Origin of the sequence: Bacillus sp. L75, assembly GCF_003676355.1 — a bacterium.
GTDB lineage: Bacteria > Bacillota > Bacilli > Bacillales > Bacillaceae > Bacillus > Bacillus velezensis.
The window spans coordinates 46,549-60,380 of the sequence record NZ_ML064906.1 but is presented as its reverse complement, the minus strand read 5'-3'; the positions used below and the strand labels follow the sequence as shown (position 1 = coordinate 60,380).

Annotated in this window: 17 protein-coding genes; all 17 read right to left on the bottom strand. The window is 47.0% G+C overall.

The window, feature by feature from the left end; all coding sequences use genetic code 11:
- Entirely contained in the window at window positions 1-426 is a 426-nt protein-coding gene (locus D5S11_RS11940) for a stage V sporulation protein AB (protein WP_007409413.1), read from the bottom strand.
- Window positions 416-1,036 (bottom strand): stage V sporulation protein AA, encoded by a 621-nt coding sequence (locus D5S11_RS11935; RefSeq protein ID WP_007409412.1) that lies wholly within the window; start codon window positions 1,034-1,036, stop codon window positions 416-418. The genes D5S11_RS11940 and D5S11_RS11935 overlap by 11 nt, the downstream gene beginning before the upstream one ends.
- A 126-nt stretch (window positions 1,037-1,162) precedes the next feature.
- Window positions 1,163-1,930, bottom strand: a complete 768-nt coding sequence (gene sigF, locus D5S11_RS11930) for an RNA polymerase sporulation sigma factor SigF (protein WP_003153348.1) — start codon at window positions 1,928-1,930, stop codon at window positions 1,163-1,165.
- Window positions 1,931-1,941: 11 nt separating this feature from the next.
- Complete coding sequence (gene spoIIAB / locus D5S11_RS11925) at window positions 1,942-2,382, bottom strand: anti-sigma F factor (protein WP_003153347.1); 441 nt, start codon at window positions 2,380-2,382, stop codon at window positions 1,942-1,944.
- The gene (gene spoIIAA / locus D5S11_RS11920; protein ID WP_007409411.1) at window positions 2,379-2,732 is read right to left on the bottom strand and encodes an anti-sigma F factor antagonist; all 354 of its coding nucleotides are present in this window, start codon (window positions 2,730-2,732) and stop codon (window positions 2,379-2,381) included. The genes spoIIAB and spoIIAA overlap by 4 nt, the downstream gene beginning before the upstream one ends.
- 95 nt (window positions 2,733-2,827) lie before the next feature.
- Entirely contained in the window at window positions 2,828-3,997 is a 1,170-nt protein-coding gene (locus tag D5S11_RS11915) for a D-alanyl-D-alanine carboxypeptidase family protein (protein ID WP_007409410.1), read from the bottom strand.
- 136 nt (window positions 3,998-4,133) lie between these two features.
- The gene (locus D5S11_RS11910) at window positions 4,134-4,952 is read right to left on the bottom strand and encodes a purine-nucleoside phosphorylase (protein WP_007409407.1); all 819 of its coding nucleotides are present in this window, start codon (window positions 4,950-4,952) and stop codon (window positions 4,134-4,136) included.
- 11 nt (window positions 4,953-4,963) lie between these two features.
- A complete protein-coding gene (gene deoB / locus D5S11_RS11905) occupies window positions 4,964-6,148 on the bottom strand; it encodes a phosphopentomutase (protein WP_015417748.1) in 1,185 nt (394 codons plus the stop codon).
- A 168-nt stretch (window positions 6,149-6,316) separates the two neighbouring features.
- The gene (gene xerD / locus D5S11_RS11900) at window positions 6,317-7,207 is read right to left on the bottom strand and encodes a site-specific tyrosine recombinase XerD (RefSeq protein ID WP_020956024.1); all 891 of its coding nucleotides are present in this window, start codon (window positions 7,205-7,207) and stop codon (window positions 6,317-6,319) included.
- A gap of 7 nt (window positions 7,208-7,214) precedes the next feature.
- Window positions 7,215-7,442, bottom strand: a complete 228-nt coding sequence (locus tag D5S11_RS11895) for a YqzK family protein (RefSeq protein ID WP_003153331.1) — start codon at window positions 7,440-7,442, stop codon at window positions 7,215-7,217.
- Window positions 7,443-7,557: 115 nt separating this feature from the next.
- Window positions 7,558-8,007, bottom strand: a complete 450-nt coding sequence (fur, locus tag D5S11_RS11890; RefSeq protein WP_003153330.1) for a ferric iron uptake transcriptional regulator — start codon at window positions 8,005-8,007, stop codon at window positions 7,558-7,560.
- Between the two features lie 112 nt (window positions 8,008-8,119).
- A complete protein-coding gene (gene spoIIM / locus D5S11_RS11885) occupies window positions 8,120-8,764 on the bottom strand; it encodes a stage II sporulation protein M (RefSeq protein WP_007409404.1) in 645 nt (214 codons plus the stop codon).
- A gap of 76 nt (window positions 8,765-8,840) precedes the next feature.
- Window positions 8,841-9,068, bottom strand: coding sequence for a hypothetical protein (locus D5S11_RS11880; protein WP_012117898.1), 228 nt, complete (start codon window positions 9,066-9,068; stop codon window positions 8,841-8,843).
- A 56-nt stretch (window positions 9,069-9,124) separates the two neighbouring features.
- Window positions 9,125-9,415, bottom strand: a complete 291-nt coding sequence (locus tag D5S11_RS11875; RefSeq protein WP_003153325.1) for a hypothetical protein — start codon at window positions 9,413-9,415, stop codon at window positions 9,125-9,127.
- 112 nt (window positions 9,416-9,527) lie between these two features.
- A complete protein-coding gene (locus D5S11_RS11870) occupies window positions 9,528-10,841 on the bottom strand; it encodes an NAD-dependent malic enzyme (RefSeq protein WP_007409402.1) in 1,314 nt (437 codons plus the stop codon).
- 12 nt (window positions 10,842-10,853) lie between these two features.
- Window positions 10,854-12,260, bottom strand: a complete 1,407-nt coding sequence (gene nhaC / locus D5S11_RS11865; protein ID WP_007409401.1) for a Na+/H+ antiporter NhaC — start codon at window positions 12,258-12,260, stop codon at window positions 10,854-10,856.
- A 141-nt stretch (window positions 12,261-12,401) separates the two neighbouring features.
- Window positions 12,402-13,829: an aspartate ammonia-lyase gene (gene aspA / locus D5S11_RS11860; RefSeq protein ID WP_003153322.1), complete on the bottom strand. Its 1,428-nt coding sequence runs from the start codon at window positions 13,827-13,829 to the stop codon at window positions 12,402-12,404.
- Window positions 13,830-13,832 lie beyond the last annotated feature (3 nt).

The window sequence follows — 13,832 nt, the reverse complement described above, 5'->3', positions numbered from 1 at the left end:
TTATGAATGATGGATAAAATACAGCCAATGAAATAAAGAGCCGGCTATTTTGCCGAACACAATGGCCATCAGCAATATGATGATTTTGCTGCCGAAGCCGATCCGTTTGGCAAGAATGGGAAGCACATTCAGCACTTCTGTAAGCGCGGCGGCCAGCATGCCGACAAACATGCCGGCCAAAAGCCCGACCGGAACGGCCAGCCATTCAGATAAAAAAAAATGATTCATATTTAAGGTTTCCCAGCCGCCGAACACAGCTCCTGAAATAACAGCTCCTTCGTAGGCCTGTACAAAGCGCATTGTTTTTGTCAGCTGCATAAGGCGGGGGATGATTCCCATAACGGTTAAAAAAGCCACAAAGCCCGCTCCCACGGTCAGCCCTCCGCCAAGCCCGACAAACATAACGAAAAGAATGCTAACGATCATGCAGATCTTTCATCGTCTCTTCATTTTCGTGCATTGCGACATAATGATCGAGATCAAGCTGATAATTAAACATCTCGACTTCCAGCGGGCTTGGCTCTTCATTCAGGCGTTTTTTGAAGATGTGATTAAAAAAGACGATCATACCGAGACCGAGGCCGATGCTGTATGGAATCTGAAGCAGATACGGATATTCATTCCGTTCGCCCGTTATGATTTCATATAAGGCGATATGAACTTCTCTCATACTGACATCTTCATGAAAATTCATAATGGCAAGACATGAACCGATAAAAAGCAGGAGCCAGACACCGACGAACAAAACGGCTGACAGCTGCTTTTTCTGGTAATGGATTTCCACTATCGTTTCAGCGCCGCCGACGGTCTGTACATCAAGAGCGGGAAAAGCGGTATGAATGGTTTTCAGCACTTTTATGATGTCCAGCACGACGATATTTTTGTCTTTTTTCGTGACCTTATACAGCGGCAGTGCCGACAGTTTTTTTTTCAGCTTTTGCTGTCCCGCGATCTGCGCGGCGTCGCCGATTGTGATGATATCTCCGGTATGAGCCTTCACGCGGTGGCGAAGTCTGAGAAATATTCGTCTTTCCATCTTGCATCACCATCTTTCGGGTGGTTATATATGTAGTATGCGGTTCACTTTTGTTCTCATTCATCAGCGGCAAAAGACCATAAATTACCACCGATGCACAAATAAAAAAAGCCGGCCCGTAAAAGGTCAGCTTTCCGTATGATCCATCTGCACTTTAATCTGCTTTAATATTTTTTTCTCCAGCCTCGATACCTGGACTTGGGAAATCCCGAGCCGTTCGGCTACTTCCGACTGTGTCTGATCTTTATAATATCTCAGATAGACAATGAGTTTTTCCCGTTCTTCCAAATCACTGATCGCTTCCTTGAGGGCGATTTTGTCAAACCACTTCTCTTCTGAATGATCGGCGATCTGATCAAGCAGGGTGATCGGGTCCCCGTCATTTTCATACACGGTCTCATGAATGGATGAAGGCGCCCGCACCGCTTCCTGCGCAAGCACCACATCCTCCGCATCAATTTCTAAATGGTCCGCGATTTCCTGGACGGTCGGCACTCTTCCGTATGTTTTTGACAGTTCATCTTTCGCCCGGCGTATTTTATTGCCGAGCTCTTTTAAAGATCTTGATACTTTGACGGTTCCGTCATCGCGGATGAAGCGCTGGATTTCTCCGATAATCATCGGCACGGCATAAGTTGAAAAACGGACATCATAGGACAAATCGAATTTATCAACGGATTTTAACAATCCGATACAGCCGATCTGAAACAGATCATCCGGCTCATAGCCTCTGTTTAAGAACCTTTGAACGACGGACCACACAAGACGCATGTTTTTTTCTATGAGGAGGTCTCTTGCCTGCTGGTCGCCCTCTTGGCTCTTTTTAATTAATTCTTTAACTTCATGGTCCTTGAGCTGCGCGTTTTTGCTGTTTTTCTTAACCTCCACATCCATAACAAATCTCCTTAATTACAAAGCGCTTTGCTTTTTGATAGGTGTTTTGTTAAGCGTATCGTCGTTCCCATCTCCGGCGAGGAATCAATCGTGACATCATCCATGAAGTTTTCCATAATGGTAAAGCCCATTCCGGAGCGTTCAAGCTCGGGTTTTGTCGTAAATAGCGGCTGGCGCGCTTCCTCAAGATCCGTGATCCCGAGGCCTTCGTCACGTATGGTCAGATAGACGACATGATCCTCCAGCGTAACGGAGATGTACACCTTTCCGTCGCAGTTTTCTTCATAGCCGTGGATGATCGCGTTTGTTACCGCTTCTGATACGACGGTCTTGATTTCCGTCAGCTCATCCATCGTCGGGTCGAGCTGTGCGATAAAAGAAGCAACTGTTACGCGCGCAAACGATTCGTTCTGACTGAGGGCTGAAAATTCAAGATGCATCTCGTTTTTCATGATGCCACCCCCAACGTTAAAAGCGCTTTTTGTTCTGATTGTTCGAACCTGATGATTTTAAACAGGCCGGACATGTCAAACAGACGTCTCACCGCGGGTGAAATCGCGCACACGACCATTTCTCCGCCGAGCTGTTTAATTTGTTTATAACGCCCTAAAATCACGCCGAGGCCGGAGCTGTCCATGAAGGTAAGATCTTCAAGGTTCAGCACAATGTGACGGATGCCGTCAGCCTCCAGCGATTCAGTAACCTTTTGTTTTAATGATTCTGCCGTATGATGGTCGAGTTCACCTGTTAATCGAATACAAAGCACGGATTCTTTGACATGAAAGTCAATTCCAAGGCTCATGCTCATTCCTCCTTGATATGATCGGATAATGAGTGTTTCGATTTTCGGGAAAGCAATTCCTTCACTATGACAAAACTAGTGCCCGTTCGCCACGATTATTTAAATTTAGTCCAATCTCCCATCGTCCGCTTCAGAAAAGTGAGAAAACCCGCTTTTTCCATGTCGTCTTTTGCCGTGACCGGGCTTTCAACGAGCACCTTTCCGTCTTTTTTCAGAACGAGGCTGCCGAGCACCTCTCCTTTTTTAACCGGAGCCGTTACATTGCCGTTGATTTTCACTTCTTTTTTTACTTTGTCCATGTTCTCTCCCTTTTTGGCCAGAAGAGAAATCGGCTCAGATGTGGTCAGCTTGATCAGTTTCTGTTTTCCTTTTTTTACTTTTACCGTTCCGACGATTTGATCCCGTTTGTACAGCGGGTGTGTTTTGAACTGGCTGAAGGCGTAATCAAGCATTTTGGTCACTTGGGCATTTCTTTCTTTCGGAGTGCTGGCTCCGAAAACAACAGCAATGACCCTCATATTTCCTTTTTTAGCGGTGGCGGTTAAACAATACTTCGCTTCGCCTGTAAAGCCCGTCTTCACGCCGTCTACGCCCGGATAAAATTTGATCAGCCGGTTTGTATTGACGAGCCAGAACTTTTTGTCTGTATTTTCTCTTAAATAATCCTCATACGTTCCCGTAAATTGAGTGATTTTATCATACTTTAATAATTCCTTCGCCATTTTCGCCATGTCATAAGCAGAGCTGTAATGGTCTTTTTCAGGCAGTCCCGTCGGGTTTTTGAAGGAGGTATCTTTCAATCCCAATTCTTTTGCTTTTTTGTTCATCCGGCTGACGAAATCCTCTTCTGAACCGGCAATATACTCCGCCATTGCGACGGATGCGTCATTTCCGGAAGCTATCGCAATTCCTTTGAGCATTTCTTTTACCGTCATTTCTTCTCCGGGTTCAAGGAAAATCTGTGATCCGCCCATGGACGCGGCATGTTCACTCGTCCTGACTTTATCGCTCATCTTTATTTTCCCTTTGTCAAGCGCTTCCATGATTAAAAGCATGGTCATAATTTTTGTCATGCTTGCCGGCGCCAGACGCTCCCGGCTGTTCTTGTTATAAAGAATGCTTCCCGTATCGCGTTCAATCAGCACGGCGCTTTTGGCTTCATGAGCGAGCTCCGATGTATGTTTTCCGTCCGGCTTTGCAAAAGCGGACGGTGCTGATGCCGTTAATAAAATGCCAATCAACAAAGTGGATATAAGACGTTTCATCTCCAAAGCCCTCCATTTCATAATCCTTTTTATTTTTTCCAAATCCGGTGGTTTTATACGCCTCATCTGGAAAATGTTTCGTGTTGAGGGCACAAAAAAACAGCTGCTTCCGAAGAAACAGCTGACTGATGCTGACTTATTTTTGAGATCGTGCGACTACGGCTTTTACAAGCTTCAAAAAGCCGCCTTTTACTTTTTCCGTCATTTCCATTACTTCTTCATGGGATAACGGCTGGTCAAGAATACCTGCCGCCGCGTTGGAAATGCATGAGATGCCGAGCACGCGCATCCCCGCGTGGTTGGCGACGATGACTTCCGGCACGGTCGACATGCCGACAGCGTCAGAACCCATCGTTCTTAAAAACCGAACCTCAGCAGGCGTTTCGTAAGACGGCCCCGTAACAGCTGTATACACCCCTTTTTGAACAGGAATGCCCAGCTCATCGGCCGTTTTTTCAGCCAAGCCTGACAGCTCTTTGTCATAGGCTTCTGACATGTCCGGGAATCTCGGTCCGAATTCAGCTTCGTTCGGCCCGATTAACGGGTTGGTGCCCGTAAAGTTGATGTGGTCTGTAATAATCATCAGATCGCCGGCGCGGAATTCAGTGTTGATACCGCCGGCTGCGTTCGTCACGACAAGAGATTCAACGCCGAGCGCCTTCATCACGCGGACGGGAAATGTGACCTGATCCATTGAGTAGCCTTCATAGTAATGAAAGCGGCCCTGCATCGCGATGACCTGCACGCCTTCAAGCGTTCCCATCACAAGCTGGCCGGCATGGCCTTCTACCGTTGAGACCGGAAAATCAGGGATCGTTTCATATGTAAGCTTGACAGCTCCTTCAATTTCATCGGCCAATACGCCGAGCCCTGACCCTAAAATCAGACCGATCTTTGGTGTTTCTTTCACGTGTTCTTTAATAAATGCAGCAGCACGTTCGATCTTTTGTTTCAAAAAAAGTCCCCCTACTGTAATCTTGATAAAAAGCTTTTTCCGTATTCCGGCTTTTCCGTTTTGAAATTATCCGCAATGGTTGCGCCGATATCGGCAAATGTATCCGCAAGCGGCAGCTGTTCAGTGTGTTTGTGCTTTTTGCTGTACACAAGAAGCGGCACATACTCCCTCGTGTGATCTGTGCCGTGATGGACAGGATCATTGCCGTGATCCGCAGTGATGATAAGCAGATCGTCTTCTTTCATTTTCTCAAACACTTCCGGAAGCCTCGCGTCGAATTCCTCGAGCGCTTTACCGTACCCTTCCGGATCGCGGCGGTGTCCGTACAGCGCGTCAAAATCAACGAGGTTGGCAAAGCTCAGACCCGTAAACTCTTCACCGAGCGTTTCAATCACTTTGTCCATGCCATCCATATTAGATACCGTGCGGCGGGAAGATGTAATGCCTTCTCCGTCATAAATATCAGAAATTTTGCCGATGGAAATGACGTCTAATCCGCTGTCTTTCATTCCGTTCATTACCGTGCGGCCGAACGGTTTGAGCGCATAATCATGACGGTTCGGCGTGCGTTTGAAGCTGCCCGGTTCTCCGACGAACGGTCTTGCGATAATCCGGCCGACCATGTATTTCGGATCAAGCGTCAGTTCTCTGGCCGTTTCACAGATGCTGTACAGTTCGTCAAGCGGAACGACATCTTCGTGAGCCGCAATCTGCAGTACGGAATCTGCTGATGTATAAACGATCAGCGCACCCGTTTCCATATGTTCTTTTCCGAGCTCGTCCAGAATCGCCGTGCCTGAAGCCGGCTTATTTCCGATGATTTTCCGTCCTGAACGCCGCTCAAGTTCCTGAAGAAGTTCATCCGGAAATCCTTCCGGGAACACTTTAAACGGTTTTTCAATGTAGAGGCCCATAATCTCCCAGTGCCCCGTCATCGTATCTTTCCCGTTTGACGCCTCCTGCATTTTTCCGTAGTACGCAAGAGGGTGCTCCGTTTTTTCCACGCCCTTAATGTCTCCGATCAGTCCGAGACCGAGCTGCGCCATATGGGGCATATGTAAGCCGTTCATGTGCTCTGCGATGTGTCCGAGCGTATTTGCGCCTATATCATTAAAATCGGCGGCGTCCGGCGCTTCACCGATTCCGACAGAATCCATTACGATCAAAAATACCCGGTTATATTTGTATTCAGACATCATAAAAGCCTCCTTTTCTTCCATCTGTCCATTGTAGCTTACAGAGGTCAGACAACTCAAGTATAAACCGTTTACATTCTTGTTGACAATGCCGATTCAAATAATTAGAACCTTCTCTGTATTCCGCCAATCCGGCAAAAAAAGCCGCGGCCCCTCTGGCAGCGGCTCCTAAGCGCGCGGATGATACTGTTTGTACACGTCCTTCAGCCTTGTTTTCGTCACATGCGTATAAATTTGCGTCGTGGAAATATCGGCATGTCCGAGCATCTCCTGCACGGCGCGCAGATCCGCCCCGTTTTCGAGCAGGTGCGTTGCAAAGGAGTGCCGGAGCGTGTGCGGTGTCAGCTCTTTTTTAATCCCCGCTTCAAGTGCGATTTTTTTCAGGTTTTTCCAGAATCCCTGACGGCTGATCTGCCTGCCGTGATGATTCAGAAAAAGCGCTTCGGTTACGTTTTTCTTTAATAATTTCCCTCTGGCTTTTTCAATGTATGCTTCTATCGCATGAGAAGCGGCTTCACCAATCGGCACAATCCGCTCTTTCCGCCCTTTTCCGAAGCAGCGGACAAATCCCATCGTCAAATGGACGTCGGATAATTTCAGCTCGATCATCTCGCTGACCCTGATGCCGGTCGCGTACAGCAGTTCAAGCATGGCTTTATCCCTGAGGCCGAACGGGCTGTCAAGCTTAGGCGTGTCCAATAACCGCTCAACTTCCTGAAGCGCCAATACTTTCGGAAGCGTCCGCTCTGTTTTTTGTGTTTCAATATGTACCGAAGGATCTTTATCCGCGGCTTTTTCCCTTAACAGAAATTGATGAAAAGACCGGATTGACGCCAAATGCCTCGCAGACGTCTTGCCGGATTTCCCGGAGTCCTTTATATGCTTTAAATATTGAATAATATGAAGACGGGTCACATCATTCCATGAAGTGATCTGAAGGGTTTCAGTTAAGAAGAGAGAATAACTTTTCAGATCACGCTCATAGGACATCATCGTATTTTGGGACAGCCCTCTTTCAACCCTCACATAATGGATGAAATCCTTAATTTGATCCTTCACTCTTGATCTACTCCCCGTTTTGGTAAAAAAAGATCAATCGGCCGAACCAGCCGTCTTTCTCCTCATGTTCCGTTTTGGCCACTTTGACGGCGGAGCCTTCCGGTTTATCGTACCGATGATAGTTTTCATACTCTGAATTCACCCATATCATAGCATAATAGAACAGCGCGGTAAAACCTGTGAACAGAATAAACACTTTGATCGTATCCGCGGCTGTTTTTAGGAATCTGCCCATCTTTCGATCGACCCTTTCTTTTGGCGGCTGTTAGTACACCTTATGCCAATTTCAAAGGCTTTTATACATAAAAACAGCAAAAAACCCTTTCCTGGCAGAAAAGGTTCGTAGGCTTTTACTCTGTTTCATCCCCGCGGCAGCGGTGGCAGATTCCGTGAAAAGTCAATCTATGATCTTTAATTTTAAATTTCCAATCACGTTCAATCACTTCTTCAACGTCTTCAAGCAGATCTTCTTCAATTTCATCGACGGCTCCGCACTCCATGCACACCAAATGGTGATGAAAGTGAGCCGCGCCTTCTTTGCGAAGGTCGTAGCGGGATACGCCGTCCCCGAAGTTAATTTTATCAACGACTTTTAATTCTGTTAATAATTCTAATGTACGGTATACTGTAGCGAGACCAATTTCAGGAGATTTCTCTTTTACGAGGAGGTATACATCTTCTGCGCTTAAATGGTCTTCTTCGTTTTCAAGCAGCACTCTTACCGTTGCTTCCCGCTGTGGCGTAAGCTTGTAGCTTGACGAGTGCAGCTGCTTTTTAATTCGATCAATACGGTTTTCCATGTCTTTCCCTCCTACGCCGCATTCCATGACTCATTATAACAAAATACGCGCAGAGTTCCAACTATAATTATTATAAACTGATAAATAAAAGTATTATTTTGTGATAATCATTCTAAAATATGCGTGATGACAGCTTTTCCATAAACAGCGGAGACACGTACGCCTCGAGCAGCGAGGCGATGACCGAGAAGAAAACGATGAGAATCAGCACGAAGGCGTAGCGTCCGAACCATTGGATCGGTGCGTCATGAAGGCTGCGTTTGACAAACAGCTGCCGGATCAGTTTCAGTGAAAAAGCGATGGAGCATGTCCCCATGATAAGATACGCCGGAATGAGAACGATGTTTTGCGGCAGAACCGAAATAAATGACAGGAAAAACCCGTTCATCCCCATTTGATTCACTAAAAAACCGACCGTGAAGCCGACCACGATTCCTTTTAAGAACACCATAATGAAAATAACCGGAAGACCGATCACGGAAATACCGAGAATCCACATCAGCCCCAAATATTTCACATCATGAAAGACGGCCTGCCAAAACATTTCTGAAGCGCCGGCATGCTTTCCGTCAGACAGCTGTCCGAAAAACTTGCTTAAATAGTAATACAAATCTTCTTTCTGCGTGATGGTCATGCTGTTGACGATGATCGCCCCGAAAATGACCCCCATCAAAAACAAGACGAACACAAATATATAAAGTGACAGATGATCCTTTACATGGCGAAAAAACAGTTCTTTGTACGATTGTTTTCTCATACCGCTTTCCTCCCGCTAATCTATTGACTTGATTTAGTAGATTGTATGAAAGAAAAGAGAAAACATGACAGAGAAATCATAGAAAGGCGCGAGATTCGGGCATAAAAAAAGAACCCCCGTCATCACTCCGGTGATCATAGGGGTTCCTTTTTTTATGCTTTATTCTTTCAAGCCTGTCTTTTTTGGTTTTCGTTACTCTTTCATGGGTGCTGAAAGACGGCGCCGTCCCCCTTGACAGGACTGCGTCACGCATCCCGTTTCTTTTGAGATGCTCCCGCATTTTTTTCGTTTTGCTCTTCGCCATGTGCCAACCGCTCCTTTTTCCCTTTTCTTTATCATAACAAAAAAATCCGGATGTGTTCATGAATACGGCTCATGTTTCGACCGGTAAGCGCGCAGAGACGTTTTGGCAGATGAATAGCTCCCCATTGCGGCGTATCCGTAAAAAAACCCCATAAAAATCCCCGCATACACGTGTTCATGATGACCGAAAACGATAGACACAACATTTCCGGCAGCAAGGGCAATCGTGGGAACGAATATGCCCGGAACCCGGCAGAACACTTTGATCAGCTGTGTGACGCATAAGACGACCGGCACGCCGATCACAGCATCCCAAATATTTGTATGGATCAGCGGAAAATAATCCACATCGACACCTCTTTATTCCGTCTTTTGCTATCTGTTAGCCTGCCTAAGAATTCCGCTTCCTATTCATGATAAAAAAACAGCACCGGCACATGTCCGGTACTGTAAGAGTTGTTTATTTTCCTGCCGCAGCCCGTTCTACGGCTGCTGATACGGCTTGATGCACGTCCGCATCCAAAGGCTGAGGCACGAGATCGCCGTGTTTCGTGCAAGAGGCGATGGCTTCTGCGGCCGCCACAAGCATTTCATGGTCGATTTTCTTGCTTTTGGCGTTCAGCGCGCCGCGGAAAATCCCCGGGAAGCCGAGAACATTATTGACCGAACGGCCGTCAGCTGCATAAGCGGCTCCGGCTTGTAATGCCTCTTCCGGTTCAATCTCCGGTTTCGGATTAGATAAAGCCAGAATGACGTGTCCTTTTCTGACATCCTCTTTTTTAATGAGACCCGGAACTCCTGTGGTGCTGATCACAATGTCACACGTGTCCATTAATTCTTTGATGCTTCCAAGCGGCTGACCTCCGTACTGAGCGAGGCGGTTCATTGCGTCTTCTGACTTGTCCGTTCCGCAGACCGCTTTGACTCCGTATGCCATAAACATGCGGCAGATGGCGACGCCTGCCGCGCCGAGACCGATCTGACCGACCTTCGCTTCTTTTAAATCAAGACCGGCGCTTTTACAAGCGGAAATGGCGGCGGCGAGCGTGACGACCGCCGTGCCGTGCTGGTCATCGTGCATAACCGGAATGTCCAGTTCTTCTTTCAGGCGGTCTTCAATGTCAAAGCAGTGGGGCGAACCGATATCTTCAAGCAGAATTCCGCTGAACCCCGGGGAAATATGTTTTACCGTGCGAATGATTTCTTCCGGATCAGAGGTATCGAGCAAAATCGGAATTCCGCTGATACCCGCCAGCTGGTCAAAAAGCGCGGCTTTCCCTTCCATTACGGGCATTCCGGCGACAGAGCCGATATTGCCGAGGCCGAGAATCGCCGTTCCGTCGGTGACAATGGCGACAGAATTGCTGATTGTCGTATAGATGGACGCTTTTTCAGGCTCGTTTTCAATCAGTCTGCACACATCGGCGACACCCGGTGTATAAACACGCCCAAGCTCAGCCAGTGTCCGGATCGGCATTTTGCTTTTCATCTGAATTTTGCCGCCTTCATGAGCAGAGAGCACTTCATCTGAGACTGTATGAAGCCGGATGCCTTCACCGAGAGCTTCAATGGCTTGAATGATTTCCTGCAGCTGCTCTTCATTTTCGGCCTGCACCGTGATGTTGCGCATTGTGTAGTTCGGGCCGACTTTAACGGTTTCAACTTCCCCGATATCTCCGCCCATCACTCCGATGGCGGTTGCCACTTTTCCGAGATTTCCGGGAACAGTCGGCGTTTCAATCATTAACGTCCGAATCATATGCTTTGTAATCATGAAATGAACCTCCTAACCCAATTTTTGAGATTGCAAGGATTTTTCTTTCGTGTACCAAATGAATTTCCCCGTGTATCCGTACAATATTGCCAGTCCGATAGATACAAAACTGAGCCACATGAACGGCAGATAAGAAAATGTGGATACGCCGAGAATGCCGGCCATATAGATGCCGTTATCAGACCACGGCACCATCCCTGAAGTAAGCGTGCCGCCCACCTCTGCGTTCCGGGATAAAACTCTTCTGTCAAGTTTCAGTTTATCATAACTGTTCTCCATGATTTTCGGCGTCAGGATCAATGACACGTACATCGCACAGCCGAAAATGTTTCCTAAAAGGGCGACGATCAATGTCGAAAGCGTCACATTTCCCGGTGTGGTCAGCTTTTTCTCAAAAGTTGAGACAATCACTTTTAATACGCCGAGCTTCTCGAGAATTCCTCCAAAACCGAGACCGAACAGGATAACGACTAACGTATCCAGCATACCGGTAATGCCTCCGCGGTTTAACAGGCCGTTTAAAAATTCGACGTCCGTTTTAATAGAAAAACCATTATAAGCAGTCGCGATGGCACTAGCAAAATTCATTCCCTGAAAGACGGAAGCCCAGATTGCGCCAAGCAAAGCACCGATGATAATAACGGGCATAGACGGCTTTTTCAAAATCAGAAGGACAACGACGACAACAGCCGGAATGAGCATCCATATATGAATGTCAAATGTTTTCTGCAATGAAGATTTTAAAAATTCCACTTTGTCGAGATCAATATTTTTTCCGCCGTATATAAATCCCGTTACGGTAAACAGAATGGCCGTAATAATATAGGACGGAATTGACAGATACATCATCGCTCTGACGTGTGACAGCACATCCACCTTAGAAAGCGTGGAGGCAAGCACCGTACTGTCAGACAGCGGTGAAAGCTTGTCTCCGAAGTAAGCCCCGGACAAAACGGCTCCCGCTACGATCGGAAGCGGTATACCCATTCCCTCTCCGATGGCAATCATGGCGATCCCTGCGGTTCCCACGGTTCCCCACGACGTTCCGGTCGCAACGGACATAACGGAACAAATAACCAGTGTAGCCAGAAGGAAAATATGAGGATTAATAAACTCTAAACCATAATAAATTAACGTCGGCACAACGCCGCCGGCAATCCATGTCCCGATGAGCGCACCGACCGAAACGAGAATCAATACCGCTTCAAGACCGTTTGATATCCCGGTGACAATCGAAGCCTGCAAGTCTTTATATGAATATCCCAGCCTGACTCCGAGAATAATAGCGAAAAACCAGGATATTAATAGAGCTAGCTGGATCGGCAGGTCTAAAAACACTGTGAACGATAAGACAAGTGCTAAAAACCCGAATAATAAGATAATAATTTCCAATAAATTTGGCAATCTGGCCTCTTTCACAAGAAAATCCCCCTAGAAGAAAAAAGCTAAAACGCTTTCATCAAATGATATAACAAATTATACTATACTGCCTCATCCCTTTGTATGGCAACCGCCTATTCACTAAAAAACGTGAAAAGGCGGCTGTTGTTGCTTTAAAATTTATTTTTCTAATAGATCTTTTCCGGCAATCCCCGGTTTTGTCATTTCATACGGATTCAAAATGATATCCAATTCTTCTTCTGTCAGTACATCATTTTGAAGGCAAAGATCTCTTACAGATTGCCCCGTCATGATTGCTTCACGGGCAATTCGCGCAGCCGCTTCATACCCGAGGTGCGGATTGACCGCTGTAATGACGCCGACGCTTTTTTCCACGTATTGCTTCAGACGTTTTTCGTTGGCTTCAATTCCCGCCAGACAATGGTCGGTAAATGAACGGAACCCGTTATTCATGATGCTGATGGATTGAAGCAGGTTAAATACGAGTACCGGCTCCATTACGTTAAGCTCCAGCTGGCCCGCTTCTGAAGCGAGGCAGATCGTATTGTCATTCCCGATGACCTGGAAGGCGATTTGGTTGATCAGCTCTGCCATTACAGGGTTGACTTTCCCAGGCATAATGGATGATCCCGGCTGACGGGCGGGCAATGAAATTTCCGCAAGTCCCGCGCGCGGACCTGAAGCCATTAAGCGCAGATCGTTGGCGATTTTCGACATGTTCATCATGCATACTTTCAACGCGGCTGAAACTTCCGTATACGCATCAGTGTTTTGTGTGGCGTCAACCAAATGGCCGGCGCCGACAAGCGGCAGTCCGCTGATGTCAGCCAGGTGCTTCACAACCTGTTCTATGTAGCGCGGATCGGCGTTAAGTCCCGTACCTACGGCCGTTGCCCCCATGTTTACTTCATACAGATGCTGGCGAGATTGTTTAATTCGCTTTATGTCACGCTCAAGCACGCGGCTGTATGCTTCAAATTCCTGTCCGAGACGGATCGGCACAGCGTCCTGAAGGTGTGTGCGCCCCATTTTAATGACAGAATCAAATTGTTTCGCTTTATCTTTAAAAACACTGAGCATATGCGCCATCGTATCAAGGAGCTTATCCAAAAGTTTCAAGGTTGAAATATGGATTGCCGTCGGGAACACGTCGTTCGTCGATTGTGACATGTTGACGTGTGTGTTCGGGCTGAGGTGAATGTATTCACCTTTTTTATGCCCCATGATTTCAAGAGCCCTGTTGCCGATTACTTCGTTGGCATTCATGTTCATGGACGTTCCGGCTCCCCCTTGGATCGGATCGACGATAAATTGGTCATGCCATTTTCCCTCAAGAATTTCATCTGCGGCCTGTACAATCGCATTTCCGATTCCTTCATACAGCCGTTTTACATCCATGTTGGCAAGCGCCGCCGCTTTTTTGACGATGGCGAGCGCATTAATCATTTCTTCGTGGATGCGGTATCCGGTAATCGGAAAGTTTTCTTTCGCGCGCAGCGTTTGTATTCCGTAATACACATCAGCTTCAATTTGTTTTTCTCCGAGGAAATCTTTTTCCTGACGATATTCTTTTTGCGCGTTTGTCATGCT

Bases quoted from the DNA above. Each gene is read 5' to 3' on its own strand.
- sigF (WP_003153348.1), bottom strand. From the start codon at position 1,930: ATGGATGTGGAGGTTAAGAAAAACAGCAAAAACGCGCAGCTCAAGGAC.
- spoIIM (WP_007409404.1), bottom strand. From the start codon at position 8,764: ATGAGAAAACAATCGTACAAAGAACTGTTTTTTCGCCATGTAAAGGAT.
- spoIIAB (WP_003153347.1), bottom strand. From the start codon at position 2,382: ATGAAAAACGAGATGCATCTTGAATTTTCAGCCCTCAGTCAGAACGAA.
- fur (WP_003153330.1), bottom strand. From the start codon at position 8,007: ATGGAAAACCGTATTGATCGAATTAAAAAGCAGCTGCACTCGTCAAGC.
- aspA (WP_003153322.1), bottom strand. From the start codon at position 13,829: ATGACAAACGCGCAAAAAGAATATCGTCAGGAAAAAGATTTCCTCGGA.
- D5S11_RS11935 (WP_007409412.1), bottom strand. From the start codon at position 1,036: ATGGAAAGACGAATATTTCTCAGACTTCGCCACCGCGTGAAGGCTCAT.
- D5S11_RS11915 (WP_007409410.1), bottom strand. From the start codon at position 3,997: ATGAAACGTCTTATATCCACTTTGTTGATTGGCATTTTATTAACGGCA.
- D5S11_RS11940 (WP_007409413.1), bottom strand. From the start codon at position 426: ATGATCGTTAGCATTCTTTTCGTTATGTTTGTCGGGCTTGGCGGAGGG.
- D5S11_RS11870 (WP_007409402.1), bottom strand. From the start codon at position 10,841: ATGATTACAAAGCATATGATTCGGACGTTAATGATTGAAACGCCGACT.
- D5S11_RS11895 (WP_003153331.1), bottom strand. From the start codon at position 7,442: ATGGGCAGATTCCTAAAAACAGCCGCGGATACGATCAAAGTGTTTATT.
- deoB (WP_015417748.1), bottom strand. From the start codon at position 6,148: ATGTCTGAATACAAATATAACCGGGTATTTTTGATCGTAATGGATTCT.
- D5S11_RS11880 (WP_012117898.1), bottom strand. From the start codon at position 9,068: ATGGCGAAGAGCAAAACGAAAAAAATGCGGGAGCATCTCAAAAGAAAC.
- spoIIAA (WP_007409411.1), bottom strand. From the start codon at position 2,732: ATGAGCCTTGGAATTGACTTTCATGTCAAAGAATCCGTGCTTTGTATT.